The sequence below is a fragment of the Pseudomonas sp. Tn43 genome, from assembly GCF_014192635.1.
In the GTDB taxonomy this organism is placed as follows: Bacteria; Pseudomonadota; Gammaproteobacteria; order Pseudomonadales; family Pseudomonadaceae; genus Aquipseudomonas.
The window spans coordinates 384,196-407,761 of sequence record NZ_JACHYG010000003.1 but is presented as its reverse complement, the minus strand read 5'-3'; the positions used below and the strand labels follow the sequence as shown (position 1 = coordinate 407,761).

General features: G+C 58.7%; 28 protein-coding genes. 20 read left to right on the top strand and 8 right to left on the bottom strand.

What is annotated here, in order from left to right; translation table 11 throughout:
- Positions 1-138 precede the first annotated feature (138 nt).
- The 5 genes from FHW68_RS10455 (at position 139) to FHW68_RS10435 (ending at position 4,604) form a co-directional block, all read left to right on the top strand.
- A complete protein-coding gene (locus FHW68_RS10455) occupies positions 139-1,020 on the top strand; it encodes an acyl-CoA dehydrogenase family protein (RefSeq protein WP_183680305.1) in 882 nt (293 codons plus the stop codon).
- 168 nt (positions 1,021-1,188) lie between these two features.
- Positions 1,189-2,283, top strand: coding sequence for a serine hydrolase (locus FHW68_RS10450; protein ID WP_183680303.1), 1,095 nt, complete (start codon positions 1,189-1,191; stop codon positions 2,281-2,283).
- Positions 2,280-2,609 (top strand): amidase, encoded by a 330-nt coding sequence (locus tag FHW68_RS10445; RefSeq protein ID WP_183680301.1) that lies wholly within the window; start codon positions 2,280-2,282, stop codon positions 2,607-2,609. The genes FHW68_RS10450 and FHW68_RS10445 overlap by 4 nt, the downstream gene beginning before the upstream one ends.
- A 245-nt stretch (positions 2,610-2,854) precedes the next feature.
- Positions 2,855-3,445 (top strand): YceI family protein, encoded by a 591-nt coding sequence (locus tag FHW68_RS10440; RefSeq protein WP_095632354.1) that lies wholly within the window; start codon positions 2,855-2,857, stop codon positions 3,443-3,445.
- A gap of 1 nt (position 3,446) precedes the next feature.
- Positions 3,447-4,604 (top strand): phosphatidylserine/phosphatidylglycerophosphate/cardiolipin synthase family protein, encoded by a 1,158-nt coding sequence (locus FHW68_RS10435; protein ID WP_183680299.1) that lies wholly within the window; start codon positions 3,447-3,449, stop codon positions 4,602-4,604.
- A 122-nt stretch (positions 4,605-4,726) separates the two neighbouring features.
- Here FHW68_RS10435 and bglX read toward each other — a convergent pair whose 3' ends face one another.
- Complete coding sequence (gene bglX / locus FHW68_RS10430) at positions 4,727-7,018, bottom strand: beta-glucosidase BglX (protein WP_183680297.1); 2,292 nt, start codon at positions 7,016-7,018, stop codon at positions 4,727-4,729.
- 232 nt (positions 7,019-7,250) lie between these two features.
- On the opposite strand from bglX, the gene FHW68_RS10425 reads away from it, so the two are divergent.
- The 7 genes from FHW68_RS10425 (at position 7,251) to FHW68_RS10395 (ending at position 12,513) form a co-directional block, all read left to right on the top strand.
- Positions 7,251-7,862 (top strand): LemA family protein, encoded by a 612-nt coding sequence (locus tag FHW68_RS10425; RefSeq protein ID WP_095632351.1) that lies wholly within the window; start codon positions 7,251-7,253, stop codon positions 7,860-7,862.
- Positions 7,863-7,905: 43 nt separating this feature from the next.
- A complete protein-coding gene (locus tag FHW68_RS10420) occupies positions 7,906-8,652 on the top strand; it encodes a YgcG family protein (protein WP_183680295.1) in 747 nt (248 codons plus the stop codon).
- A gap of 46 nt (positions 8,653-8,698) precedes the next feature.
- Positions 8,699-9,316: a TPM domain-containing protein gene (locus tag FHW68_RS10415; RefSeq protein ID WP_123499169.1), complete on the top strand. Its 618-nt coding sequence runs from the start codon at positions 8,699-8,701 to the stop codon at positions 9,314-9,316.
- A 260-nt stretch (positions 9,317-9,576) separates the two neighbouring features.
- Complete coding sequence (locus FHW68_RS10410) at positions 9,577-10,791, top strand: SAM-dependent methyltransferase (protein WP_183680292.1); 1,215 nt, start codon at positions 9,577-9,579, stop codon at positions 10,789-10,791.
- Between the two features lie 276 nt (positions 10,792-11,067).
- Entirely contained in the window at positions 11,068-11,649 is a 582-nt protein-coding gene (locus FHW68_RS10405; protein WP_183680290.1) for a DJ-1/PfpI family protein, read from the top strand.
- Between the two features lie 14 nt (positions 11,650-11,663).
- Positions 11,664-11,969 carry a ribbon-helix-helix domain-containing protein gene (locus FHW68_RS10400; protein WP_095632346.1) on the top strand — a complete coding sequence of 102 codons (306 nt, stop codon included), beginning with the start codon at positions 11,664-11,666 and terminating at the stop codon, positions 11,967-11,969.
- 199 nt (positions 11,970-12,168) lie between these two features.
- Positions 12,169-12,513, top strand: coding sequence for a YegP family protein (locus FHW68_RS10395; protein WP_095632345.1), 345 nt, complete (start codon positions 12,169-12,171; stop codon positions 12,511-12,513).
- A 113-nt stretch (positions 12,514-12,626) separates the two neighbouring features.
- Here FHW68_RS10395 and FHW68_RS10390 read toward each other — a convergent pair whose 3' ends face one another.
- Entirely contained in the window at positions 12,627-13,646 is a 1,020-nt protein-coding gene (locus tag FHW68_RS10390; protein WP_095632344.1) for a DUF4917 family protein, read from the bottom strand.
- Between the two features lie 156 nt (positions 13,647-13,802).
- Between FHW68_RS10390 and yiaY the strand changes: the two genes are divergently transcribed.
- The 6 genes from yiaY (at position 13,803) to FHW68_RS10365 (ending at position 18,560) form a co-directional block, all read left to right on the top strand.
- Complete coding sequence (gene yiaY, locus FHW68_RS10385) at positions 13,803-14,951, top strand: L-threonine dehydrogenase (protein ID WP_095632343.1); 1,149 nt, start codon at positions 13,803-13,805, stop codon at positions 14,949-14,951.
- A 188-nt stretch (positions 14,952-15,139) separates the two neighbouring features.
- The gene (gene fos, locus FHW68_RS10380) at positions 15,140-15,556 is read left to right on the top strand and encodes a fosfomycin resistance glutathione transferase (RefSeq protein WP_183680288.1); all 417 of its coding nucleotides are present in this window, start codon (positions 15,140-15,142) and stop codon (positions 15,554-15,556) included.
- 63 nt (positions 15,557-15,619) lie between these two features.
- Positions 15,620-16,258: a LysE family translocator gene (locus FHW68_RS10375; protein ID WP_095632341.1), complete on the top strand. Its 639-nt coding sequence runs from the start codon at positions 15,620-15,622 to the stop codon at positions 16,256-16,258.
- A 103-nt stretch (positions 16,259-16,361) separates the two neighbouring features.
- Positions 16,362-17,711 carry a diguanylate cyclase domain-containing protein gene (locus tag FHW68_RS10370; RefSeq protein WP_095632340.1) on the top strand — a complete coding sequence of 450 codons (1,350 nt, stop codon included), beginning with the start codon at positions 16,362-16,364 and terminating at the stop codon, positions 17,709-17,711.
- Between the two features lie 116 nt (positions 17,712-17,827).
- Positions 17,828-17,983 carry a stress protein gene (locus tag FHW68_RS27425; protein ID WP_095632339.1) on the top strand — a complete coding sequence of 52 codons (156 nt, stop codon included), beginning with the start codon at positions 17,828-17,830 and terminating at the stop codon, positions 17,981-17,983.
- 73 nt (positions 17,984-18,056) lie between these two features.
- On the top strand, positions 18,057-18,560 hold the full coding sequence (locus tag FHW68_RS10365; RefSeq protein WP_095632338.1) for a DUF4142 domain-containing protein: 504 nt from the start codon (positions 18,057-18,059) through the stop codon (positions 18,558-18,560).
- A gap of 56 nt (positions 18,561-18,616) precedes the next feature.
- Here the strand turns inward: FHW68_RS10365 and FHW68_RS10360 are convergent, their stop codons facing one another.
- On the bottom strand, positions 18,617-19,015 hold the full coding sequence (locus tag FHW68_RS10360) for a low affinity iron permease family protein (RefSeq protein ID WP_095632337.1): 399 nt from the start codon (positions 19,013-19,015) through the stop codon (positions 18,617-18,619).
- A 189-nt stretch (positions 19,016-19,204) separates the two neighbouring features.
- Between FHW68_RS10360 and FHW68_RS10355 the strand changes: the two genes are divergently transcribed.
- Positions 19,205-19,345, top strand: a complete 141-nt coding sequence (locus FHW68_RS10355; protein WP_183680286.1) for a hypothetical protein — start codon at positions 19,205-19,207, stop codon at positions 19,343-19,345.
- 257 nt (positions 19,346-19,602) lie between these two features.
- Here FHW68_RS10355 and FHW68_RS10350 read toward each other — a convergent pair whose 3' ends face one another.
- Together FHW68_RS10350 and FHW68_RS10345 are read right to left on the bottom strand one after the other, a co-directional pair.
- Positions 19,603-20,142, bottom strand: a complete 540-nt coding sequence (locus FHW68_RS10350; protein WP_183680283.1) for an AidA/PixA family protein — start codon at positions 20,140-20,142, stop codon at positions 19,603-19,605.
- A gap of 123 nt (positions 20,143-20,265) precedes the next feature.
- Positions 20,266-20,769: an inclusion body family protein gene (locus tag FHW68_RS10345; protein ID WP_095630996.1), complete on the bottom strand. Its 504-nt coding sequence runs from the start codon at positions 20,767-20,769 to the stop codon at positions 20,266-20,268.
- Positions 20,770-21,153: 384 nt separating this feature from the next.
- Between FHW68_RS10345 and tam the strand changes: the two genes are divergently transcribed.
- Positions 21,154-21,924, top strand: coding sequence for a trans-aconitate 2-methyltransferase (gene tam / locus FHW68_RS10340; RefSeq protein ID WP_095630995.1), 771 nt, complete (start codon positions 21,154-21,156; stop codon positions 21,922-21,924).
- A 56-nt stretch (positions 21,925-21,980) separates the two neighbouring features.
- On the opposite strand, the gene FHW68_RS10335 is transcribed toward tam, so the two are convergent.
- From FHW68_RS10335 to FHW68_RS10325, 3 genes are all read right to left on the bottom strand, one after another.
- Positions 21,981-22,388: a type II toxin-antitoxin system HicB family antitoxin gene (locus tag FHW68_RS10335; protein WP_008074516.1), complete on the bottom strand. Its 408-nt coding sequence runs from the start codon at positions 22,386-22,388 to the stop codon at positions 21,981-21,983.
- A 36-nt stretch (positions 22,389-22,424) separates the two neighbouring features.
- The gene (locus tag FHW68_RS10330) at positions 22,425-22,604 is read right to left on the bottom strand and encodes a type II toxin-antitoxin system HicA family toxin (protein ID WP_048394018.1); all 180 of its coding nucleotides are present in this window, start codon (positions 22,602-22,604) and stop codon (positions 22,425-22,427) included.
- A 299-nt stretch (positions 22,605-22,903) separates the two neighbouring features.
- A complete protein-coding gene (locus FHW68_RS10325) occupies positions 22,904-23,239 on the bottom strand; it encodes a hypothetical protein (RefSeq protein ID WP_095630994.1) in 336 nt (111 codons plus the stop codon).
- Between the last annotated feature and the right edge of the window lie 327 nt (positions 23,240-23,566).

The following is a 23,566-nucleotide window of genomic DNA, read 5'->3' as shown; positions in this document are numbered from 1 at the left end:
GGCTGGCCACCCGTCTTGGGTTACAGCCGATCGACTTTCTTTATGCAGCCGTGTTGTGCAAAGTCAGGCTATGTAGCCCCGGTGTCATCGCCATGAAGCTTTGGTGATGCTTATATGACAGCCCACAAGGAGCCTCTTATGCCCTGGCAAACCCTGTTGAAACGCCGTGATCGTCTGCCCGTCAATCCTGATCTGGGGGAAGGTTTTGCAAGCTTGTTGCAACAATTGGGCGCGGTGTCGCCGTTCGAATTGGCGGTGGTCGGTGGACGGCTGATGGCGACGCCAGGGCTGGCGTTTCTGGTGGGCTATCAGGCGGCATTGCGCATGCTCTGGCCAAGCGCGCCGCTGAGCCTCGGCGCGTTGTGCGCGACCGAACAGCGCAGCTTGCGGGTAGCGGACATGCAAACCCGGCTGCGCGACCTGCGCCTGAGCGGGCGCAAGGATTTCGTCACCGCTGGCGATGCTGCCGACTGGTTGCTGGTCGCCGCCCGCAGTGAAGAACCCGGCGAAGCGCCACGCTTGAACCTTGCGGTGGTTTACCCCGGCGAACCGGGTGTGCGTCTGGAAAAACTCGCGCCCATGCCACTGATGCCGGACATAGGTCACGGCCGGTTGTTTCTCGATAACGCGCTGTGTGAATTGCTCGCCGGCGATGGCTGGGATGCGTACGTCAAACCGTTCCGCACCCTGGAAGACATCTATGTGCTGAGTGCCATGACGGCGTGGCTGTTCGGCGTCGGGCAGGACAGCGACTGGCCACAAACCTTGCAACTGCGCTTGCTGGCGCTGCTGGCCGGGTGCGCGGAGGTCAGCCGCCAGGCGCCGAACAATCCGGCGGGGCATGTGTTGCTGGGCGGGTTGTTTGCGCAGTTCGACGGGCTCAAGACTGAAGTGAACCAGGCCCTGGCCGATGGCCCGCCACAATGGGCGCAGATGTGGCAGCGCGATCAGGCGGTGATGGATTTGGCGGCAGGGGCGCGGGGCAAGCGGTTGGCCAAGGCGTTGGCGGGATTGTTATAAGGCTGAAGGGACCCTTCGCGGGCAAGCCTCGCTCCTACAAATCGCATCCGGCACAAATCCTGTAGGAGCGAGGCTTGCCCGCGAAGGCGATCTCTTGGACGACGCAAATTCAAAAACTGTCATCTAGCTCGACTAGGCTCTGCAGGTTCATCCCTCCGAGCGCCCCTCATGTTCAAAGGCTTGTCCCTGATTTACATGCTGCTGCTCAGCCTCACAGCCCAGGCCGAAAACTGGCCGGCCGAGCAATGGTCGCCCGGCCCGAAAATCATCGGCCCGGCACTTCAAGCCCTGGAGAACTACGCCTTCGCGCCCCGCGACGATGCCACTCACCAAGGCATTCGCACCGATGCCTTGCTGGTGATCCGCGACGGTCAGCTGATCTACGAACGCTACGCCGGCCCGACCACTGCACAAACGCCGCACCTGACCTGGTCCATCAGCAAAAGCGTGATGGGCGCGGTGCTGGGTGTGGCCTATGGCGAAGGGTTGTTCAAACTCCAGGATCCGGTGCGCAAATTCTATCCCGCGCTGGAAAAACACCCCGCCATGACCATGGCCGACCTGCTGCACTGGGCCTCGGGTTTGGACTGGCAGGAAGATTATGAATATGCCCCATTGAAGTCCTCGGTGGTGGCCATGCTCTACACCCGTGGACATCGCGATATGGCCACGTTCACTGCCAACCACGACGAATATGCCAAACCCGGTCAGGCATTCCGCTACTCCAGTGGTGACACCAACTTGCTGTCCGCCGCGCTGAAAACCATCGTTGGCCCGGCCCGTTATCCGGATTATCCATGGACTGCGCTGTTCGAACCCTTGGGGATTCGCAGTGCGGTGTGGGAAGTGGATGCCACGGGTACGTTTGTCGCATCGTCCTACGCCTATCTCACTGCCCGGGACCTGGCGCGGGTCGGCCTGTTGATGGCGCGCGACGGTCGGTGGCGTGAGCGGCAATTGCTGCCCAAGGACTGGGTCGACTTCAGTCGTGAACCGTTCGCTGGCTATCAAGCCAATCAGGATGAAGCGGTACCCGGCGGGCATTGGTGGCTCAATCGCGCAGTGGAGGGCGCAACCCAACCCTGGCCCGATGCGCCCGCCGATACCTATGCCGCGCTGGGCCATTGGGGGCAGGCAATGTACGTGATTCCCAGCGAAAAGCTGGTGATCGTGCGCTACGGCGATGATCGCGATGGCAGTTATCGGCACAACGAATTGCTCAAACTCGTGCTCAAGGCGTTTGCCATGAAGGTGCAGCCATGAACCGACGCAGTTTTATTCGTCGTCGACCGTTCAGCACACTTTTGCTGGTGCTGCTGATTGCCTTGCTCGGTTGGGCCTGGCAGGAGCGGGTGGCGCTGTGGGCCTTCCCGGGCATCATTAGCGCCTACACCGCCAAGGAATACTGCTCGTGCCGCTATGTGATGAACAATCCGGCCGAGTATTGCCAAGGCTATGTGAAGCAGTATTTGCCCACCAGCGGGTTCGTCGATGACGCAGCGAACAAGCGCGTGACGGCGGGCGGTATGGGGCGCAGCCATAGCGCTGTTTGGGTTGGTGAACGGCAGGGATGTCGGTTGCAGCCCTGACAGCCATCAGACTCTTTGTGGCGAGGGGGCTTGCCCTCGTTGGAGGGCGAAGCACTCCCAAAATCAGGCAATGAGTTTCTTCAAGTAGTCCACATACACAGGTTTTGCGGCTGCTGCGCAACCGAACGGGGGCAAGCCCCCTCGCCACAGGGGAATGTCTTTGTTTCAAGATCCGGGGCATTAGAGTTTGCAATGCGCCCACAGCCAGTTAAGGTTCGCTCAGGTTTATCTGCCCATGAGTCTCTATGTTCAACCGCTTTGTCTGCAAAACCCTCGCCTCCCTGCTGCTGGCCGGTGTCACCGTGTCGGCCCAGGCCAATTGGTACCTGGACGGCGAGTCCTCGCGGCTGTCGTTCATCAGCACTAAAAACGCCAATATTTCCGAAGTGCAGCGCTTTCTCGTGCTTCACGGCAAGGTCGATCCCAAAGGCCTGGCGCAGGTGGAAGTTGAGCTGGAGTCGATCAACAGTGGCATTCCGCTGCGTGACGAACGCATGCGCAAGGAGCTGTTCGATATCCAGACGTTCCCTGAAGCGCTGATCACCACGCAAATCGATCTGCGGCCGATCAACGACCTGGCGCCCGGAGCGCAACTGGAGTTGCGCTTGCCGCTGACCGTCAACCTGCATGGCAAACAACACCAGTACAACGCCGAATTGCTGGCGACCCGTCTCGATGACCGGCGCTTTCAAGTGGTGACCCTCGAACCGTTGGTGATCAACGCTGAAGACTTCGACCTGGCCCCGGGCCTGGAAAGCTTGCGCAAGGTTGCCGGTTTGTCGGCCATCAGTCTGTCGGTGCCGGTGGGTGCGGTGCTGATTTTCACGGCGCGCTGAAATGCGCGGCGCAATTTTCCCCTGGCGCGACGGCAACCGCTTTGAATTGCTGATCGACGGTCCGCAGTTTTTTCCGCGAATGCTGGTGGCGATCGCCCGCGCCGAGGAACAGGTCGAACTGGAACTGTACCTGGTGGAGGCGGGGGCTTGCGCCGAGGCCATGGTGCAGGCGCTGGTCCAGGCGGCCGAGCGCGGTGTGCGGGTGCGTTGCCTGTTCGATGACTACGGCAGCCTGGCCTTTACCCTGACCTTGCGTCAGCGCCTGATGGCCGCCGGTGTCGAGTTGCGTTTCTACAATCGCCTGAGCTGGCGCCGTTGGGTAGGCAACTTTTATCGCGATCACCGTAAGCTGCTGCTGGTGGATCAATGCCTGGCGGTGGTCGGCGGCACCGGGGTCACCGATGAGTTCTGGACCCCGGGCGAAGACACCAGCGAATGGCACGAAGTGATGGTGGAAATCACCGGTCCCTTGGTCATCGACTGGCAGTTGCTGTTCGACCGCCAATGGATCGCCAACCGCCATCGGCGCGCCTGGAAACCCACTGCGCACTTTGGTTTGCCGCGCTTGCCACGGGTGCCAGTCACGGGCGAGGGCATGGGCCGGGTCGCTTATGCCGACGCCCGCCAACACCGCGATATTCTGCAATCGCTGACTCGCGCGCTGAACAGCGGCCAGCGCCGAATCTGGCTGGCCACGCCGTATTTCCTGCCGACCTGGAAAGTCCGCCGCTCATTGCGTCGGGCGGCTGCTCGTGGCGTCGATGTGCGTCTGCTGCTGACCGGGCCACGCACCGATCATCCGTCGGTGCGCTACGCCGGGCATCGCTACTACCCGCGACTGCTGCGGGCCGGGGTGAGAATCTTCGAGTACCAGCCGTGTTTCCTGCACCTGAAGATGGTGTTGATCGATGACTGGGTGAGTATCGGCTCGTGCAATTTCGATCACTGGAATCTGCGTTTCAATCTGGAAGCCAACCTCGAAGCCTTGGACCCCGCACTGACCCTGGCGGTGGCGGCGAGTTTCGGCAATGACTTTGCCCTGAGCCAGGAAGTCAGCATCGACGCATGGAAACGCCGCCCGTTGTGGCGACGCATCAAGCAAAGGGTGTGGGGATGGGTGGATCGGCTGGTGGTGAATATGCTGGATCGGCGGGGATAGTCACCCAGATCGTTCCCACGCTCCGCGTGGGAATGCCTCTAGGGACGCTCCGCGTCCAGTGACGCGGAGCGTCACGGGCTGCATTCCCACGCGAAGCGTGGAACGATCAGTCCGTGCAGGGATTACAACAACTCAAAGCTCTGCTGCGTCACGTCCTGGGAGTCCAGGCCGATCTGCACGTTGAACTTGCCCGGTTCCGCGGCGTACTTGAGCTGGGCGTTGTAGAACTTCAGGTCGTCCTCGGTGATGGTGAAGTGCACGACTTTCTGTTCGCCGGCCTTGAGCAGCACTTTCTGGAAGTTCTTCAGTTCCTTGACCGGGCGGATCATCGAGCCGGTCACGTCCTGGATGTACAACTGCACCACGGTTTCGCCATCACGCTTGCCGGTGTTCTTCACCACGACCCTGGCGTCGAGCTTGCCGGTCTTGTTCAGTGTGGTTGAAGAAAGGGCCATGTCGGTCAGGCTGAATTGGGTGTAGCTCAGGCCGAAGCCGAATGGAAACAGCGGCCCGGTGGTGTCTTCGAAATACTGCGAGGTGTAGTTGCCCGGTTTGCCCGGCGTGAACGGCCGGCCGATGCTCAGGTGGTTGTAATAGGTCGGAATCTGACCCACCGAGCGCGGGATGGTGATCGGCAGTTTGCCTGACGGGTTGTAGTCGCCGAACAGCACATCAGCGATGGCGTTGCCGCCTTCGGTGCCGCTGAACCAGGTTTCCAGAATCGCGTCAGCTTGCTCGTTCTCTTCGAGAATCGACAGCGGACGGCCATTCATCAACACCAGCACGAGTGGTTTGCCGGTGGCTTTCAACGCCTTGATCAGCTCGCGCTGGCTGGCTGGAATGTTCAGGTCGGTACGGCTCGACGACTCGTGGGACATGCCACGGGATTCGCCTACCGCGGCCACCACTACATCCGCTTGTTTGGCAGCCTTGACCGCTTCCTCAATCAATACATTGGCCGAACGCGGGTCATCCACCACTTCCGGCGCGTCGAAGTTGAGGAAGTTCAGGTAATCGAGGATTTTCTTGTCGCTGGTGATGTTTGCGCCACGGGCGTAGATCAGCGTCGACTGCGCGCCAAGCGCATGGGTCATGCCATCGAACAACGTCACCGATTGCTCAGGACGGCCAGCAGCGGCCCAACTGCCCATCATGTCGATCGGCGCCTTGGCCAGTGGACCGACCAGCGCGATTTTCGCGGTTTTCTTCAGCGGCAGGGTGTCGCCCTGGTTTTTCAGCAATACCAGGCTGCGGCGCGCGACATCACGGGCCTCGGCGCGGTGCAGACGGCTTTCGGCGTAGGTATCGGCCGGGTCATCTTCGGCCTTGCCGATGCGCAGGTATGGGTCTTTGAACAGGCCCATGTCGTACTTGGCGGCGAGCACTTCACGTACGGCATTGTCGATGTCTTTCTGTTCGATCTCACCCGCCTTCAACAGCCCCGGCAATTCCTTGCTGTAAAGGGTGTCGTTCATGCTCATGTCGATGCCGGCCTTGATCGCCAGCTTCGCCGCTTCGCGACCGTCGGCGGCGACGCCATGCTTGATCAGCTCGAAAATCGCGCCGTGATCGCTGACCGCCAGGCCTTTGAAGCCCCATTCCTTGCGCAGCAGGTCGTTCATCAGCCAGGTGTTGGCGGTGGCCGGCACGCCGTTGATCGAGTTCAGCGCAACCATCACCCCGCCAGCACCGGCGTCGATGGCGGCGCGATACGGTGGCAGGTAATCCTGGTACATCTTGACCGGGCTCATGTCGACGACGTTGTAGTCGCGACCGCCTTCGACCGCGCCGTACAAGGCAAAATGCTTGACGCTGGCCATGATGCTGTCAGCCGCGTTCGTCCCGATGCCCTGGAACGCCTTGACCATGACGCCGGCGATCCGCGAAACCAGGTAGGTGTCTTCGCCGAAGCCTTCGGAGGTGCGGCCCCAACGTGGGTCGCGGGAGATGTCGACCATTGGCGCGAAGGTAATGTCGAGGCTGTCAGCCGCTGCTTCCTGGGCGGCGATACGCCCGGAGCGACCAATGGCGTCCATGTCCCAGCTCGAGGCCAGGGCCAGCGGAATCGGGAAAATGGTGCGGTGGCCGTGGATCACGTCATAGGCGAAGAACATCGGGATCTTCAAGCGGCTGCGCATGGCCGCGTCCTGCATCGGACGGTTTTCGGCGCGGGTGATCGAGTTGAAGGTGCCGCCGATATTGCCGGCAGCGATCTCCTTGCGGATCATCTCCCGCGGCATTTCCGGGCCGATGCTGATCAGGCGCAACTGGCCGATCTTTTCATCGAGGGTCATTTGCTTCATCAGGTGGTTGATGAAGGCGTCCTTGTTCTCTATCGGTGCGGGCGTCGTGGCGGCCAATACGGTATGACTGGCCAGGCTGACGAACAGGCCCAGCAAACACAGCTTCTTCATGAATGGTTTTCTCGAAAGCCTAAACGGCAGTGAATACACGCCGGTCAGCCAAAATGTTGGGAGCGACTATTGTTGTTCAAGTGAATGCAGCACAGTTATGTGTTAGCGCCGGGGCATCTTTTAGCCCATTGGCTCGATGCAATCCAGTAGCGGCGCAGATTATGCCCCAAGAGCCGGCTTCAAGTTCGCAGGTTGTTTCATCCAACGGAATAGGCAAGGGAGCATCAACCAGATGAATGTACGACTTCACTATCGGTCGAGTCTGCAGGTCGCAGCCTTGATGTGGCTGACCGCATTGCTGACCGGCTGCGGCATCAACAATATCCCGACCCTGGACGAACAGGCCAAGGGCGCCTGGGGCCAGGTGCAGAACCAGTACCAGCGTCGCGCCGACCTGATTCCCAACCTGGTGGAAACCGTCAAGGGCTATGCCCGGCATGAGCAAGAAACCCTGACCGCGGTGATCGAAGCCCGCGCCAAGGCCACCTCTATTCAGGTGGATGCCAGCACGCTGGACAACCCGGAAATGCTCAAACAGTACGAGCAGGCGCAGAATCAGCTGACTGGCGCCCTGAGCCGGTTGATGGTGGTGTCCGAGCGCTACCCGGACCTCAAGGCCAACCAGAACTTCCTGGCGTTGCAATCGCAACTTGAAGGCACCGAGAACCGCATCGCCGTGGCGCGTCGCGACTTCATCCTGGCGGTGCAGAAATACAATACCGAGATCCGCACCTTTCCCGGTCGCCTGTGGCACACCGTGTTGTACAGCGATCTGCCGATCCGTGAAACCTTCGAGGCGACCAGCCCCGGTGCCGAGAAAGCGCCTGAAGTGAAGTTCCAGTAAGCGCCGGAACGGGCTTGAAGCGTCAACAAGGATGAGGTTGCCAATGCGCGTGTTGAAAGTGGGCCTGATGTGGGTGCTGTGGGTATTGGCCTTCACGGTCCAGGCCGAGCTGAAGTTCCCCGAACTGACCGGACGGGTGGTGGACAACGCCCAGATGATCGAGCCTGCGGTGCGCGAGCAACTGACGCAACAGCTCAACGCCCACGAAAAAACCACTGGCGAGCAGTTGGTGGTGGTCACGTTGCCGGACTTGCAAGGCGCCGACATCGCGGATTTCGGGTATCAATTGGGGCGCTACTGGGGCATCGGCCAGAAGGACAAGAACAACGGCGCGCTGCTGATCGTCGCCCGTGAGGAGCGCAAGCTGCGGATCGAAGTCGGTTATGGCCTGGAAGGGCGCCTGACCGATGCGCAGAGTTCGGTGATCATCCATCAGGTGATCACGCCTGCGTTCAAGGCCGGTAACTTCAGCAAAGGCATCAGCGACGGGGTTGCGGCGATGCTGGTGGTGCTGGGCGGCAATCCGCTGGACGAACCGTCGACAGTGTTTGACCCGCGTGGTGATCAGGAGAGTGATGCCGTTGAACGGCCGCCGGGGTTGTTCGTGTTCCTGGTGTTGCTGTTTATCCTGACGATCTTCGTCGGCCAGATGTTCGGTATTCTGCCAAGCGGCGGCGGCCGTGGCGGCTCGAGGGGCGGTTTCGGCGGTGGAGGTTTTGGCGGTGGCGGCGGGGGCTTCAGCGGCGGTGGGGGCAGTTTCGGGGGCGGCGGCTCGTCGGGCGGCTGGTGATAACACTGCAGGTAAAAACAACAATAGCGAGCAGGCATTCATAACCATGGCATTACTGACTGAACACGAACAACGCAAAGTCGCCGAGGCCATTGCCCGGGTCGAGCGCGATACCGATGCCGAACTGGTCACGGTGCTTGCGGCGCGTGCCGACGATTACGCGTATATCCCGCTGCTCTGGGCCAGTCTGTTGGCGCTGGTGGTGCCGGGGATCGTGCATTACCTGACGGGCTGGCTGACTATGCATAGCCTGTTGCTGGTGCAATGGTTCAGTTTCATCGTGTTGTGCCTGCTGTTCCGGATCCCGAAAGTCACCACGCGCCTGATCCCGCGCTCGGTCCGCCACTGGCGGGCGTCGAACCTGGCGCGCCGGCAGTTCCTGGAGCAAAACCTGCACCACACCGTGGGCAGCACCGGCATGCTGATTTTCGTCTCCGAAGCCGAGCGTTATGTAGAAATCCTGGTGGATGAAGGTATTTCCAAACGGCTGGACAACAAGAACTGGGACGCGATTGTGGCGGCGTTTACGCAACAGGTGAAACAAGGGCAGACCTTGCAGGGGTTTGTGACATGCATCGAGGCCTGCGGCGAGTTGCTCAAGGTGCATGTGCCAGTGACCCATGTGCGCAACGAATTGCCGAATCGGTTGGTGGTGTTGAGCTGATTTCAATTGACACCGCTCCCTGTGGCGAGGGGGCTTGCCCCCGTTCGGCTGCGAAGCAGTCGTCAAACCAGAGAACTCGGTGCAACTGAAGATGCATGGGGGCCGCTTCGCAGCCCAACGGGGGCAAGCCCCCTCGCCACAAGGAACTCACTGGCCTCAGGATTCGCACCGTTTGGCAAATAACTGCGTGTCCCGAACGGCCATCCCCCCTAAAATACCCACCATTCCCCGATCCGCACCGCCCGAGGTCGTTTTTCCCCATGTCTGTCACCGCCACTCCCGCCAGCCTCGCGCCGGATCATCACGCCCAGTTCATCGACCTGCTGCAAACCAGCCTCGACCAGCACGCCTTCATCAAACTGGTGCTGGCCAAGTACGTCGGGGGCGAAGCGGATTTGCAGCGGCTGATCATCAAGCAACTGACGGTCAAGGATCAGCCCTGCCTGTCCTTCGTCTACCGCTACAAGACCCGCGACATCACCAAAAACCTTCCGCTGGCCGAAGGCGTGGCGACCATCGCTGCGTTGTTGCCTGCATCGTTCAAAAATGCGCATTTACTGTCCTTGACCGACGAAGCCCAGCTCGAATACAGCAAAAAGGGCAAATCTTCGCTGTTCAAGAGCAAACCTCAGCAATTGCGCGAAGTGCCGTCCGCCGAGCACAACCGCGAGAAGAACCGTTTCCTCGACCTGAGTCGGCCGTTCCTCAAAGACCTCGGCGTGACCAACGCGCAACATGAGCTGATTCCGGCGATGTCGCGCAAGTGGAAGCAGATCAACAAGTTCATCGAAGTCTTCAGTCATGCGCTGACCTCGTCGCCGCTGGCGCTGGACAAACCCGTGAAGGTGGCGGATTTCGGTTCAGGCAAGGGTTACCTGACGTTCGCGATCCACGACTACCTGCGCAACACCCTGAAGGCCGAGGGCGAGGTGACCGGCGTCGAGCTGCGCGAAGACATGGTCAACCTATGCAACACCGCCGCTGCGAAGCTGGAACATCCGGGGCTGGTATTCAAATGCGGTGACGTGCGCAGCGTCGCGCCGAGCGAGCTGGACGTGATGATCGCGCTGCATGCCTGCGACATCGCCACCGACTATGCGATTCACACCGGTATTCGTTCCGGTGCCTCGATCATCATGTGCTCGCCGTGCTGCCACAAGCAGATCCGCCTGCAGATCCAGAGCCCGGCACTGCTCAAGCCGATGTTGCAATACGGCCTGCACCTGGGCCAGCAGGCGGAAATGGTCACCGACAGTTTGCGTGCACTGTTTCTGGACGCGTGCGGTTACGAGACCAAGGTCTTCGAGTTCATCTCGCTGGACCACACCAACAAGAACAAGATGATCCTGGCGGTCAAACGCGCCGAGCCGATTGATCCCGCTCAGCTGTTGGTGAAAATCCAGGAACTGAAGGATTTCTACCACATCAGCGAACATTGCCTGGAAACACTGCTGCGGGCTGATGGCTACCTCTGATGCTCGAGGAATGAACCAGAATCGAGGGTAGAGCGAAAAAGCCCTGTCCTTGTGGCGAGGGGGCTTGCCCCCGTTCGGCTGCGTAGCAGTCGCAAAACCAGAGACCACGGCCTGAGTGAATAAACCGGATTAGGACCGCTTCGCGACCCAACGGGGGCAAGCCCCCTCGCCACAAAAGCTCATTGTTCGTAGTAGCTGGTTATTACCCGACCCGCCGGATAAGGTCTACCTTGAATACTCCTGCATGCCCACGCATTTTCCAGAGGAGTCTTCCCCATGGCGGCTAAAAGAATTCTGATGCTGGTCGGCGATTACGTCGAAGACTACGAAGTGATGGTGCCGTTCCAGGCGCTGCTGATGGTCGGCCACACGGTGCACGCCGTTTGCCCTGATAAAGCCGCTGGCCAGACTGTGCGCACAGCGATCCATGACTTCGAAGGCGACCAGACCTACAGCGAAAAACCCGGTCACCTGTTTGCCCTGAACTTCGATTTCGCCAAGGTAGACGCGGCGGACTACGATGCGCTGCTGGTGCCGGGCGGTCGGGCGCCGGAGTACCTGCGCCTGAACGAAAAAGTCCTGGACCTGGTGCGAGCGTTCGACAAGGCCGGCAAACCGATCGCCGCCGTCTGTCACGGTGCGCAACTGCTGGCCGCGGCCGGCATTCTTGAGGGGCGCGAGTGCAGCGCCTATCCGGCATGTGCCCCGGAAGTACGCCTGGCTGGCGGCACGTTCATCGATCTCCCGGTGACGCAAGGTCACGTTCAAGGCAATCTGGCCACGGCACCGGCCTGGCCGGCGCACCCGAGCTGGCTGGCCGGTTTCCTCGGGTTGCTGGGCACCAAAATCACGCTGTAACGAGGGACATTTCCATGTGCGAGCTCTACGTCAAGGCCGATCCGATTCTCTACGAGTCGCGCTCCCGCTCGCTGCGCATCTGCGGGGTGGTGACCACCCTGCGGCTGGAGAATCAGTTCTGGGACATCCTCAGCGAAATCGCCGAGGTCGACGGCATGACCACCAATCAGTTGATCGCCAAGCTGTATGAAGAGGTGATGGACTACCGTGGCGAAGTGGTGAATTTTGCCTCGTTCTTGCGGGTCAGCTGCATGCGCTACCTGAGCCAGCGCCGGGTGCAGATACCTGAGTTGTCGGTGGTGCGGGCTGCGGTGAAGTAGAGCAGTTTGTATCCATGTTGAGGACGCCTTCGCGGGCAAGCCTCGCTCCCACAGGATTTGTGCCGGACGCAAACCTGCGGTCAACCGAAGTCCTGTAGGAGCGAGGCTTGCCCGCGAAGGGGTCGGTACAGGCGACAGAAATCCTGACTTGGTCTTTACTCTGAAGCGCGAAACCTCTCAATCGCCAAGGAGTAAAAGCATGTCTGGATGGTACGAAGTGAGTAAAACCGTCAACGGCCAATTCAAGTTTGTATTGAAAGCGGCCAATGCCGAAACCATTCTGACCAGTGAGCTGTACACCTCTCGCGGTGCGGCCGATGGCGGTATCGCCTCGGTTCAGGCCAACAGTCCGCTGGACGAACGCTACGAGAAAAAAACCACCAAGGACGGACATCCTTACTTCAACCTGAAGGCCGGTAATCACGAGATCATCGGCAGCAGCGAATCCTACTCATCGGATGCCGCAAGGGATAAAGGCATCGCCAGCGTTAAAGCCAACGGTCCGACCACGGTGATCAAGGACAAGACCTTGCCGGTGCTCTGACACACCGGATACTTGATGAGGGAGCGAGCCTGCTCGCTCTCACATAGGTTCGGCGGTGTTCACAAATTCCTGTGGGAGCGGGCTTGCCCGCGAAGGGGCCGGCCTCGGCGCCACTAAACCTCAACCGGTACCGTCAGCTTCGGGCTGCCCAGCGCATGCGTCTTCGAATCAAAAAACCGCAGCTCCACGCCCGTCCCTTCAAACACCTTCGCGTAATGCCGCTTCTGATGCTGGATGAACGCCTTGCTACGCGGGTAAATCGAGATCGCCGCTGTCTTCGGCTTCGCCTGACGCAATGCATGAATGATGTGGCTGTCCTGCTCGCCAAGGGCATGCCCGAAAATGCACAACCCATCGCCATGGCCCAGTAACTGGTCGTAACAGAACGACAGGTAATCGGAGCTGCGAATGGTTTTGAGCTTGTCCTGGGTCGGGCCTTCGTTGACGAACAGTGGCACGTCGTCGAGGGTCTTGATCGTATTGTTGATGGCGAAACTGCCGAGCAACGTACCCTCGGTCGACATCAATTTACGCGCGGTACCGTCCTGATTGCGCACCAGATGCAGGCCGCCGTGCAGGTACAGCAGCCGGGTTTTATCGGTCGCGGTGACGCTCAGGTCAAAACGCGGCTCGGTGCCCTGGAACAGATCGGTAATAGCGTCAGGTCGGTGCTGAACCGCCCAGTAGTTGAGCAAATCGTAATTGGTGGTGAACACCGTCCGATAGCTGGCCAACTCCTGGTTGATCGTCGCCAGCGTCGAGGGCACCACCAAGCGCCAAGGGATGTGCACTGCATGCACGGTGTTGATCAGCGCTTCCTTGATTGCGTAATAACGATTGCGCGGTGCCGCCGAGCTGACGGCCAACGCCTTGTTGACCCGGCTGGTGGTTTTCAGCGCACCGAGCACTTGTTCGAAACTGCGCGTCTGCATCGCCTCGAACACACTCATTTCGGATTGGCTCAGAGGCTTCTCTTCGACGGTGCGGGCGTTTTCAAACAGCGAGTCGTAGCCGAAGTCGTCCCAAACCGCACGACTGGCACCGTTACCCACCAGCAAGCCGCCGAAAGAGGCGGTGGTGCGCAAGGCGTTCCAGTCTTCAAGTTGGGCATCGACATCCTGGAAATCGGTCATTGCGATCAAAGTCTCAAAGCAAAAGGTCTGATGGACGGCGACTTTATCACGACCCGGACTTGAGCCAGATCAAGTTACCGCACGACTAATGAGTCGATTCTGTGCGCACCCGCCGGATCGGTGCTGTTGATTCGGCTTCAGCCAGGAGACTCGCGCATGAGCAGTACGTTTTTCATTCCCGCTGTGAACATCATGGGCACCGGTTGCCTTGACGAAGCCATGGACGCCATTCGCAAGTATGGTTTTCGCAAGGCACTGATCGTCACCGACACCGGATTGGCCAAGGCTGGCGTGGCGACGATGATTGCCGAAAAACTGGCGTTGCAGGACATCGACTCGGTGATCTTCGACGGCGCCAAGCCGAATCCGAGCATTGCCAACGTCGAACTTGGCCTGGGCCTGCTCAAGGAAACCCGCTGCGATTTCGTGGTATCCCTGGGTGGCGGTTCGCCTCACGACTGCGCCAAGGGCATCGCCTTGTGCGCCACTAACGGTGGGACGATTCGTGACTACGAAGGCGTCGATCGGTCGGCCAAACCGCAACTGCCGCTGATCGCGATCAACACCACCGCCGGCACTGCCAGCGAAATGACCCGTTTTTGCATCATCACCGACGAATCCCGTCACGTGAAAATGGCCATCGTCGATCGCAACGTCACGCCACTGTTGTCGGTCAATGACCCGGCGCTGATGGTCGCCATGCCCAAGGGGTTGACTGCCGCCACTGGCATGGACGCGCTGACCCACGCCATCGAAGCCTACGTCTCCACGGCGGCCAACCCGATTACCGATGCCTGTGCGCTCAAAGCCATCACCTTGATCAGCAATAACCTGCCCCAGGCCGTACGCGACGGCAGTGACATGATCGCGCGGGAGAACATGGCTTACGCGCAATTCCTGGCCGGCATGGCATTTAACAATGCGTCCCTGGGTTACGTTCACGCGATGGCTCACCAGTTGGGCGGTTTCTACGACTTGCCCCATGGCGTGTGCAATGCGGTGCTGCTGCCTCACGTACAGAGTTTCAACGCGTTGGTCTGCGCTGACCGCCTGACCGATGTCGCCCACGCCATGGGCGCCGATATTCGCGGGTTCAGCCCTGAAGAGGGCGCTCAGGCAGCGATCGCGGCCATTCGCGATCTGGCCAGGGAAGTGGAAATCCCCGCCGGTTTACGCGAGCTCGGTGCCAGGCTCAACGACATCCCGGTGCTGGCCAGCAATGCCCTCAAAGACGCTTGTGGACTGACCAATCCACGGCCGGCGGATCAGCGGCAGATCGAGGAGATTTTCCGCAGCGCGTTTTAACCAGGGCACGGTTCGGGGGGGAGGAGCGCTATGCTGCGATCTCGTCCGAGCCGACATTACCGAGGGTGTCGGCGGCCAGCAAGCGCTTGGTGGAGTTGGCGCTATACCTCATCGGCACCTGCGGCTATACGCTCAACGACGTTTAAGTTGTACGCTCCGGTCGGAACCCGCCTCTAGGTCACAAACCCATGCTTACCGGCCTCAACCACCTGACTCTCGCCGTCACCGACCTGAACCGCAGCGTGGCGTTCTATCGCGATCTGCTGCAATTCCAGCAGGAAGCCACATGGGACGCCGGCGCCTATCTCTCATTACCCGGCCTGTGGTTGTGCCTTTCTCTCGATCCGCTACGCCAATCCGCGCCTGCTGCTGACTACACCCATTACGCCTTCAGTATCGATTGCGCACACTTCCCGTTGTTCGTCGAACGCCTGCGATCGGCCAACGTGCAAGAGTGGCGGGACAACCGCAGTGAAGGGGCTTCGTTCTACTTTCTTGACCCGGACGGGCACAAGCTGGAGGCGCATGTCGGGGACCTGGCGTCGCGGCTGACGGGTTGTCGGCAACGGCCATACGCGGGGATGAAGTTCTTCGACGATCAGTGAGTCGATGCTCCGGGTCCTGAGATAGACTTGCGTCCATTCATCCGGCGTTTCAACAGGAATCCCATGACTCCATCGCTGCTAATGGCCGTTCTCGCCTCGGGCTTCATTTATGGCATCACGCCGGGCCCGGGTGTGCTGGCGGTGTTCGGCATCGGTGCGGCGCGCGGGCGGCGGGCCGGAGCGGGGTTTCTGTGCGGCCATTTGCTGGGCGACGTGGTCTGGTGCAGCACGGCGCTGATCGCGATTGTCGGTGCGCGGGAAATCGGCAGCACTGCATTCGATGTACTGGGCGTATTCAGTGGGCTCTACCTGTTCTGGCTGGGTCTGCGTGCGGTTCGCGCTCGGCGCGGCAATGCCGATGCCCCTCAGGGGCCTGCTCGGCAGCCGTTCTGGCATGGCATCCTGTTCGGTTTGACCAACCCCAAGGCTTATCCCGTGGCAGTGGCGACCTTTACCGCGCTGCTGTCCAGCCGTGCAGAATTGCTGCATTGGTCGATGTTGCCCTGGTTGATCATCCTGAGCTTCGTTGGTGGCCTTTTGGCCTACGCTATTCTCATAGGCATTGTCGGGGCGCGTCAGGTTCGCACGTTGTATCAGCGTCATGAACTGGCGATCACCCGGTTGTGCGGGGTAATGTTCATCGGTTTTGCCATCAATGCCCTGGTGCATGCGCTGCCGGGGCTGGTAACGCACAAAGTTTGAAGCTGATCGCAGGGAAGCCTCGGCTGCACAGTCATCGCTCAGGCGGATGACCGGTCAGGGAGGGTTGTTCAATGTTGCATTGTCCGGACACGCTCTCGGCATTATGGAAACCAGAAATTCCGCCCCACTGGCGAGCTACATTGATCTCTTGCTGGACGCCGTTTGTGCGGTAGATAAACAAGGTCGCTTCGTATTTGTCAGCGCGGCCTGCGAGCGCATTTTCGGTTACACCCCCGACGAGTTGATCGGCCAGCCGATGATCGACCTGGTGCATCCCGCCGACCGACAGCGCACCCTCGATGCCGCACGGGAGATCATGGGCGGCGAGCCCAAGCTCAATTTTGAAAATCGTTACCTGCGCAAGGACGGCCGGGTGGTGCACATTCTCTGGTCGGCGCGTTGGTCGCAGGTCGATCAGTTGCGCATTGCCGTGGCGCGCGACATCACCGAGCGCAAACAGGCCGAGTCCCGGCAAGCGGCGCTGTATGCCATTTCCGAAGCGGCCCATGCGGCGGAAGATCTGCTGGCGCTGTTCAAACGCATCCATTCGATCATCGGCGAATGGCTTCCGGCATTGAATTTCTCCGTGGCGCTGTATGACGAACATTGCATGCAGCTGAACTTCCCCTATCACGTCGACGACCATGAACCGCAACCCGAGGAGCCCGGGACGGTGACCGGGCGTCTTTGCAGTGAAGTGATTCGCAGCGGCGTGCCGATCCTGCTGACTCCGGATCAGGACAATCCGCCGACGGGGTTTGCGGCACTGGTCGCAGGCCAGGATTCGCCCTGCTGGCTGGGCGTGCCGTTGAGTTCGAAGAACGGCACCATTGGTGCGTTGGTCGTTAAAAGCGTACCGGGCGGCGAACGTTATACCGAGCAAGACAAGGAACTGCTGCAATATGTTTGTGCGCAGGTCGCGACCGCTATCGAGCGCAAGCAACTGCATGCCCGGCTCCAGCGCATGGCGCAATACGACCAACTCACTCAGTTGCCCAATCGCGAGTTGCTGCGCGAACGACTCAAAGCCTCGCTGACACTGGCCCGAACAGGCTCAGGTCGAATGGCATTGCTCTACGTCGACCTTGACCGCTTCAAGTGTGTCAACGACACCCACGGTCATGCGGTTGGCGACATGCTGTTGCAAGCGGTCGCCAATCGGCTCAAGGGCTGCGTGCGTGAAACCGACACCGTGGCGCGCATCGGCGGTGATGAATTTGTGGTGTTGTTGCACAGCATCCATGCCGCGGAGGATGCCGAGAGTGTGGCAAGAAAAATCCGTCAGGTACTGGCTCAACCCCTGCGCCTGGACGGGCATAACCTGAACATCCAGCCGAGCATTGGCGTTGCGCGCTACCCTGAACACGGGACTGAAGAAAATCAATTGTTCAGGCATGCCGATGAGGCGATGTACAGCGCCAAGCGCCAGCAGCACCTGAACCTGGGGGCATGAAAGCCCGTCACCGTTCGTCGCAGCGTTGCCAGTTTTTCTAAACCTTTTTGGCACTGGAAATTCTTATTCTATGCGAGCGGCTGCTCGCAACGATCATCACCAAGAGGATGAGAACCATGCCTACTTCCAAAAATCCAGGATCGGGTAGTGCCCACGATCGAACAAAGTCGTCTGAATCCGGTCGCAAAGGTGGGAAAACCACCACAACAACCGTTGATAGAGACTCTGCGAAAGGCGGCATGGGCCGCAAAGGTGGACAGAAATCCCGGTAATAGTGAAGTGGTTTTTATTAAAAGACGGGGGCGAAAGCCCCCGTTGGAATTTTCAAAGAAGGAGGGCGCGACCATGAGCCGGATGGCCACCCGTTTACGCAATGTCAGTATTGTCACGTTATTGAGTCTGTTTGCCAGCAGTGCCTTCGCCCAGTCAGCCACAGAATTCATCAACGAAGCGTCGGCCAAAGGCATGGCCGACATCGAAGCCAATCGCCTGGCGCATCAGAAAACCGAATCCAAGGAGGTCAAGGATTACACGATCGTGGTAATCAACGACCTCACCACCGCCAACCAGCATCTGGCAAAAATTGCCAAGCAACTTGATTTACCGGTTGCGCCACGTGAAGAGGTGATGGACAAGGCCAAAGCGTTGATCCCGGAGGTGAAGGACGACGCGTCCTTCGATCAGGCATACGCCGCCCACCAGGTGAAAACCACACAGCAATCCATCGAGCAGCTTCAACAACAGGCGCAGACCACGGACGTGCCGCAAATCAAAGCGTTCGCCGAAGAAACCCTGCCCAAACTGCAAAACCACCTGCAGATGGCCAGGGCTCTGCAAGCCAGTCGTTAGCACCACGGACGCGGGTGACGTCGCCGGTCCCCCGCGGGGCACGGATCAACATTCCTTCAATCCTGTTTCTTTGTTTCCGGGACGACAGTGCCGTCCAGAGGAATTGTTTCGCCCTCGCCGAGGGTGCGATATTTCTTTCTCAACTCTTCCAGCTGTTTGATATCCAGCGATTCAAGTCCCAGCATCGCGTTTTGCGCTTCCTTGGTTACTCGCAATAACTCATCGATCTTCAAGTGCAAGATATCCGTGTCGCGGTTCTGGGTGTTCTGGATAAGGAACACCATCAGGAAGGTGATGATGGTGGTCGAGGTGTTGATGATCAATTGCCAGGTATCGTTGAAATGAAAAACCGGCCCGCTCAAACCCCAAAGCACAATCAGAATGATCGCCCCCAGAAAAGTCCGGGGATAGCCGGCCCACAGAGAGAGCTTCTGTGCGATTTTCGCGAATTTCATTGCCGTAGTCCTCATAGGGGAGCGCCTGATTTTCAGACAGCATCGGCATGATGAAAATTCTGCTGAACATTGCTCCACCTGGAGGCGGGAACCCCTTGTCGGGGCGCATCGTTCGGGGCCGAAAAAAGTCGCAACCATTTCCACCGACAGGGGGTCACTACTTCAAGCCTGAGACACTGGAGACCCCCCATGAACCTCACTCGCACGTTTTACCTTTGCTGCTGCCTGCTTGCGTTGCAGGGCTGTTTCGATAACTCGGATAACGAGACCAAGGACAATACTGATGGCACCAAGTCATCGGTGCAGATGCAGGAGAAGGGGGGCGGATAGTAAATAGCGGTGAGTGGCCCCTCCTTGAGACTAATGCCCGTTAGTCGAGAGAAGGACACCTGTGGCGAGGGGGCTTGCCCCCGTTCGGCTGCGAAGCAGTCGCAAACCCGGTGCATGCGGTATGCCTGGCAGAACGAGATTGCAGGTTTCAGGACTGCTTCGCAGCCCAACGGGGGCAAGCCCCCTCGCCACAGGTCTTGCATTTGACGATTCTGACCGGCATAAGCCCTTGAGACCGGCTTTTGTACGTGTCTGGTTCACGCCGACAACGTCACCTCAGTCTCCCAGCTGAAATACCCCAACACTTCACAGCGCTGGTTGATCAGCACGAAGTTCAGTTCGCAAGCCGTCACGCCCGCGCTCAGTTGCGAACACTCCCAATAATGATCATCGGCGCTGTGGCTGCCAGGCTGGGTCGGGTTGGCGGGGTCGGGCGCGGGGACTGTCTGGTCGCTGTGAACGATCAGTTTGGGCGGCGAAAGAACCCCGGCGTCGTCCACCGTCAGGTCGTGAAATACCACCGTATGTTCGGTCAGCAGGCTGACGGTTCTGCCGCGAATATGGAAGACCTTTCCGTTGCTGGCGGTCAGCGTTATTTTGCTGTCATTTTCAGCACTTTGTGTCGTCGTGCTACTAGTCACGGGGAAGATGAAGCCATCTTCAATCACCGTCGGGTTCTGCGATTCAAGACTGGGTTGCGGATAACGGGAAAGCAGCGATTCGGCATCGACGATCAGCAGCACATTGTTGACTGTCACGACGCTCGCCGAAGGGGAGGTAATCGGTTCGGAAGTCATCATGGATTCCTTTCATGATGTTGACGCATATCGATAGCCGCTTCGGTCACGCAAGAAATCCATTCCAGCCGAGGCGGCAACGAGCCTGGTAGGCCCCTCGTTACCAAGGGGCCCGCTCCAGCATCAGTTATGGATGGTAATGAACGGATCCCATGTGCAGCAGCCGATGATCTGGCAGTCGCGATTCACGATCAGAAACTGGAAGTGATAGGTCACGCTGCCGCAGGCAAGGGTTTCCGAAGACCAGTAATGGTTATCGACCTTCTGGCAGCTGGGCACCGACGGATTGCTGGTGTTGGGGACTGCAAAGGAGGCGGTAGCCTTGCGTGGCGTGGGCGTAGAGATCAACTCGTTGCCTGCGTTACCGACGAACTTGTAGAAAATAACTGCTTGCTCGAAGCCCAGCGACAGGCTGGTTTCACGCCAGCGAATCAGATCGCCTACCTGTGCTTTCAGGTTGAGCTCACCACCGGCCTGGCCACTCACCACGTTGTTCTGATTGGTCACCATGTATACGTGATTGACGTCGATCATCGTCGGCGCAGCAGGGTTTTTGCTGATGTTGGGGTAGTTTTTCAGAATGGTTTCGGTGTCGATCGAAACAAGTACATCCGTGACTCGAGACATAGTAAAGCTCCTTGAACAGAGTGATTACCTGGCTACCTGCCAGGTACGACAACGCTTGTTTGCCTTGCGGCCGTTGCGGACACACTACGGGGGAACCCACTCGATCACGGGTGCGAGCTGGCCTTGCTCCTTGCCTTGAAATGACGGGTTGGGTTCCTTCCAACAGGCCGCGAATAGGACTATAGATGCCATTTTTATACTGTCAAAATCGCTTTGTGCGACTGTCGACGAACGGTTATTACTCTCAATGAATTGGCGATAAGAAATTGGCCATTCAGACTCATGTCTCCTCCGACGTCAGGTTGGGGCAGAGTGACCGGTCGATGTATCGTACCGAACCGGTTGTCTGCCTCTGTCTACAACCATGCACAGCAGGAGAACGATATGAGTTGGTCCGCCAAACAATACGTAGCGTTTGAAGATGAGCGCACACGCCCGGCGCGTGATTTGCTGGCCGCCATTCCCCCAATGGATGTCCGATCGGCCATCGACATCGGTTGCGGTCCCGGTAATTCCACCGAGTTGCTGGTGCAACGCTTTGCCAATGCCGCGGTACGTGGGTTGGACAGTTCACCCGATATGATCGAGGCCGCCCGCCAGCGTTTGCCTCAGGTGCAATTCGACACCGCAGACATCGATGTCTGGAACGATGCCGGCCCGTTCGATGTGATTTTCGCCAACGCGGTGTTGCAATGGCTGCCTGATCACGCCCGGTTGTTACCGTCATTGGTGGCCAGGCTTGCCCCTGGTGGTAGCCTGGCGATTCAGATGCCCGACAACCTCAACGAACCGTCGCACAGGTTGATGCGCGAAATCGCAGCGAACGGCCCTTGGGCTGACAAACTGGCCAGCGTCGCTGGCCTGCGAACGGAAATGGAGGATGCCGGTGGTTACTACTCAATGCTGCGTGCCCACTGCAGTCGGGTCGATGTATGGCGCACCACTTACTATCATGCTCTCGCCGACGGTGCATCGGGCGTGGTCGAGTGGTTCAAGGGCAGCGGTTTGCGGCCTTTTCTGGAGCCGCTGAATGAAGCGGAGCGGGAGCAATATCTCAAGCAGTATCTGACAGAGATCGAGAAGGCCTATCCGGCATTGAGCGATGGTTCGGTGCTGTTGCCATTTCCGCGGTTGTTCATAGTGGCGACGCGCTGACCGACAAAGGGACGCGCCTGGTCGTTTGTCCCTTTGGTTGACCCACCGTCGAACTATCAGCCCTGCTGCAAAACCTTGAGTGCGGCCGACGCCAGAAATCCGGAGCGACTTTTTTCTTCTGGATGATGCAGTACGTATTCGTCGATACGGTTGAGCAAGTAGCCGGGCAGGGTAATGTTGAGTTTCTGGGCTTTGCCCAGGTATTTGGTGACGTCGATGTCCACCACGGCCCACGTACACCCTGCGTACTGCGGATTGGCTGCATGCAAGGTCACTTTGTTAGCGGGTGGAATCGGGGAGCCGTCTTCAGCCAATATTTCGAAGTGGCCTTCGATGGCTTCGCGTGCCATGGCCATGGCGTCATCCAGATCCTCCCCGGCGGAGAAGCAACCCGGAATATCCGGTACTTCCACGCCCCAGGCGTGTTCATCATCGCCCATGGAAATCGCAATTGGGTAAAGCATGTTTTGTCATCCTCCGAAGGCGCTGTCCTTGTCTCGTCAGAGCAGCGCCTGTTGCAAAATACTGATGGCTGTTTTTTTCAGCAGATCCTTTTTTGGATGAGGAACCGTTACCAGCCCTGGTTTGGTCGGATGCTTGAAATGGTGATGGCTACCCTTGATTCGTACCAGATACCAGCCATCTGCAACGATTTGGCTTATCAAAAAACGGCTATTCACATCACCTCCCTGTGGTGTGCTTGTGGGTACTATACCTACTGAAATTCATTAATCAACACTATAACCACCGATGCCATCCGGAGCCCGATGTGTTAGCGACATGAAATGAGTCTAGGAGGGCATTTTGCGATGGTTCGGGAAAGGCCGGCTCTCTGTATTGCAGGGTTTTGCCGAGGTGCTGAAGAGCGAGGGAGATCAATTTCATGCATAAAAAACCGGTCACTTCGGACCGGTTTTTGATTTTTCTGCATTGGCGCGGGCAGCGGGCAATCGAACCTGAAGGAAAACCAATCTAGCTTCTAAATCAGCTGATCAATCAAAACCGCGTTGGAATAGATCAAGCTTCCATCCTTGGCTTGATGCCCGACCAAATGGAATTGACCGCGCTCGTGCTGCAAGTACACGCGCATTTTGCAGTCGGACAAGGGGCCGTATCCCTCCGGCAAGTTCAAATCCAATGAATTCATGTCGACATCGACCATGGTTTCGGGCTCATGGGTTTTCTGCAGGTGTTCTTCGGCTTCCTCCAGACGCAGGTGGAGGGGGCCATCGACATCAAAGCTGATCTCACCTATTTGGCTGGACTTTTGCTCACCGCTGGCTTTGCACCAGCCTTTGATCGTCAGGTTGCTCATGACGAAACCTCCGTCGTGGACTGCTGGGATTGTGTAGCGCTCGTGTCTTGTCAAGCCTTCCGCTTTTTTGGCTCGTTCTGTGATCCCGTCATCAGGGTTGAGTATAGCTGGCCCCTGATCTCGCTTGCTGTCCGCTGCGCCCGTTTAGTCCATAGAAACGTAATGCCCAGTATCCATAGTTGTATGTAGCGAATTGCTTTAAACGATTAACTAATATTCGTTGGAATGTCCCTGTATCAGGTTGTTCAAAAAAGCACTTGTTCCATCCATGCACTATACTTCGTGCTGACTTTACCGCCGAATGGGACGGTATTTTCTGCCCTGCTT

What these genes read in the sequence shown, in the direction of transcription:
- FHW68_RS10400 (WP_095632346.1), top strand. Translation starts at nt 11,664, where the DNA reads ATGTGCGAGCTCTACGTCAAGGCCGATCCGATTCTCTACGAGTCGCGC.
- tam (WP_095630995.1), top strand. Translation starts at nt 21,154, where the DNA reads ATGAGTTGGTCCGCCAAACAATACGTAGCGTTTGAAGATGAGCGCACA.
- FHW68_RS10420 (WP_183680295.1), top strand. Translation starts at nt 7,906, where the DNA reads ATGCGCGTGTTGAAAGTGGGCCTGATGTGGGTGCTGTGGGTATTGGCC.
- FHW68_RS10355 (WP_183680286.1), top strand. Translation starts at nt 19,205, where the DNA reads ATGAACCTCACTCGCACGTTTTACCTTTGCTGCTGCCTGCTTGCGTTG.
- FHW68_RS10370 (WP_095632340.1), top strand. Translation starts at nt 16,362, where the DNA reads ATGGAAACCAGAAATTCCGCCCCACTGGCGAGCTACATTGATCTCTTG.
- FHW68_RS10360 (WP_095632337.1), bottom strand. Translation starts at nt 19,015, where the DNA reads ATGAAATTCGCGAAAATCGCACAGAAGCTCTCTCTGTGGGCCGGCTAT.
- FHW68_RS10435 (WP_183680299.1), top strand. Translation starts at nt 3,447, where the DNA reads ATGCGCGGCGCAATTTTCCCCTGGCGCGACGGCAACCGCTTTGAATTG.
- FHW68_RS10425 (WP_095632351.1), top strand. Translation starts at nt 7,251, where the DNA reads ATGAATGTACGACTTCACTATCGGTCGAGTCTGCAGGTCGCAGCCTTG.
- FHW68_RS10390 (WP_095632344.1), bottom strand. Translation starts at nt 13,646, where the DNA reads ATGACCGATTTCCAGGATGTCGATGCCCAACTTGAAGACTGGAACGCC.
- FHW68_RS10375 (WP_095632341.1), top strand. Translation starts at nt 15,620, where the DNA reads ATGACTCCATCGCTGCTAATGGCCGTTCTCGCCTCGGGCTTCATTTAT.
- FHW68_RS10450 (WP_183680303.1), top strand. Translation starts at nt 1,189, where the DNA reads ATGTTCAAAGGCTTGTCCCTGATTTACATGCTGCTGCTCAGCCTCACA.
- FHW68_RS10445 (WP_183680301.1), top strand. Translation starts at nt 2,280, where the DNA reads ATGAACCGACGCAGTTTTATTCGTCGTCGACCGTTCAGCACACTTTTG.
- fos (WP_183680288.1), top strand. Translation starts at nt 15,140, where the DNA reads ATGCTTACCGGCCTCAACCACCTGACTCTCGCCGTCACCGACCTGAAC.
- FHW68_RS27425 (WP_095632339.1), top strand. Translation starts at nt 17,828, where the DNA reads ATGCCTACTTCCAAAAATCCAGGATCGGGTAGTGCCCACGATCGAACA.
- FHW68_RS10410 (WP_183680292.1), top strand. Translation starts at nt 9,577, where the DNA reads ATGTCTGTCACCGCCACTCCCGCCAGCCTCGCGCCGGATCATCACGCC.
- FHW68_RS10345 (WP_095630996.1), bottom strand. Translation starts at nt 20,769, where the DNA reads ATGTCTCGAGTCACGGATGTACTTGTTTCGATCGACACCGAAACCATT.
- bglX (WP_183680297.1), bottom strand. Translation starts at nt 7,018, where the DNA reads ATGAAGAAGCTGTGTTTGCTGGGCCTGTTCGTCAGCCTGGCCAGTCAT.
- FHW68_RS10415 (WP_123499169.1), top strand. Translation starts at nt 8,699, where the DNA reads ATGGCATTACTGACTGAACACGAACAACGCAAAGTCGCCGAGGCCATT.
- FHW68_RS10365 (WP_095632338.1), top strand. Translation starts at nt 18,057, where the DNA reads ATGAGCCGGATGGCCACCCGTTTACGCAATGTCAGTATTGTCACGTTA.
- FHW68_RS10395 (WP_095632345.1), top strand. Translation starts at nt 12,169, where the DNA reads ATGTCTGGATGGTACGAAGTGAGTAAAACCGTCAACGGCCAATTCAAG.
- FHW68_RS10325 (WP_095630994.1), bottom strand. Translation starts at nt 23,239, where the DNA reads ATGAGCAACCTGACGATCAAAGGCTGGTGCAAAGCCAGCGGTGAGCAA.
- FHW68_RS10335 (WP_008074516.1), bottom strand. Translation starts at nt 22,388, where the DNA reads ATGCTTTACCCAATTGCGATTTCCATGGGCGATGATGAACACGCCTGG.
- FHW68_RS10350 (WP_183680283.1), bottom strand. Translation starts at nt 20,142, where the DNA reads ATGACTTCCGAACCGATTACCTCCCCTTCGGCGAGCGTCGTGACAGTC.
- FHW68_RS10455 (WP_183680305.1), top strand. Translation starts at nt 139, where the DNA reads ATGCCCTGGCAAACCCTGTTGAAACGCCGTGATCGTCTGCCCGTCAAT.
- FHW68_RS10440 (WP_095632354.1), top strand. Translation starts at nt 2,855, where the DNA reads ATGTTCAACCGCTTTGTCTGCAAAACCCTCGCCTCCCTGCTGCTGGCC.
- FHW68_RS10405 (WP_183680290.1), top strand. Translation starts at nt 11,068, where the DNA reads ATGGCGGCTAAAAGAATTCTGATGCTGGTCGGCGATTACGTCGAAGAC.
- yiaY (WP_095632343.1), top strand. Translation starts at nt 13,803, where the DNA reads ATGAGCAGTACGTTTTTCATTCCCGCTGTGAACATCATGGGCACCGGT.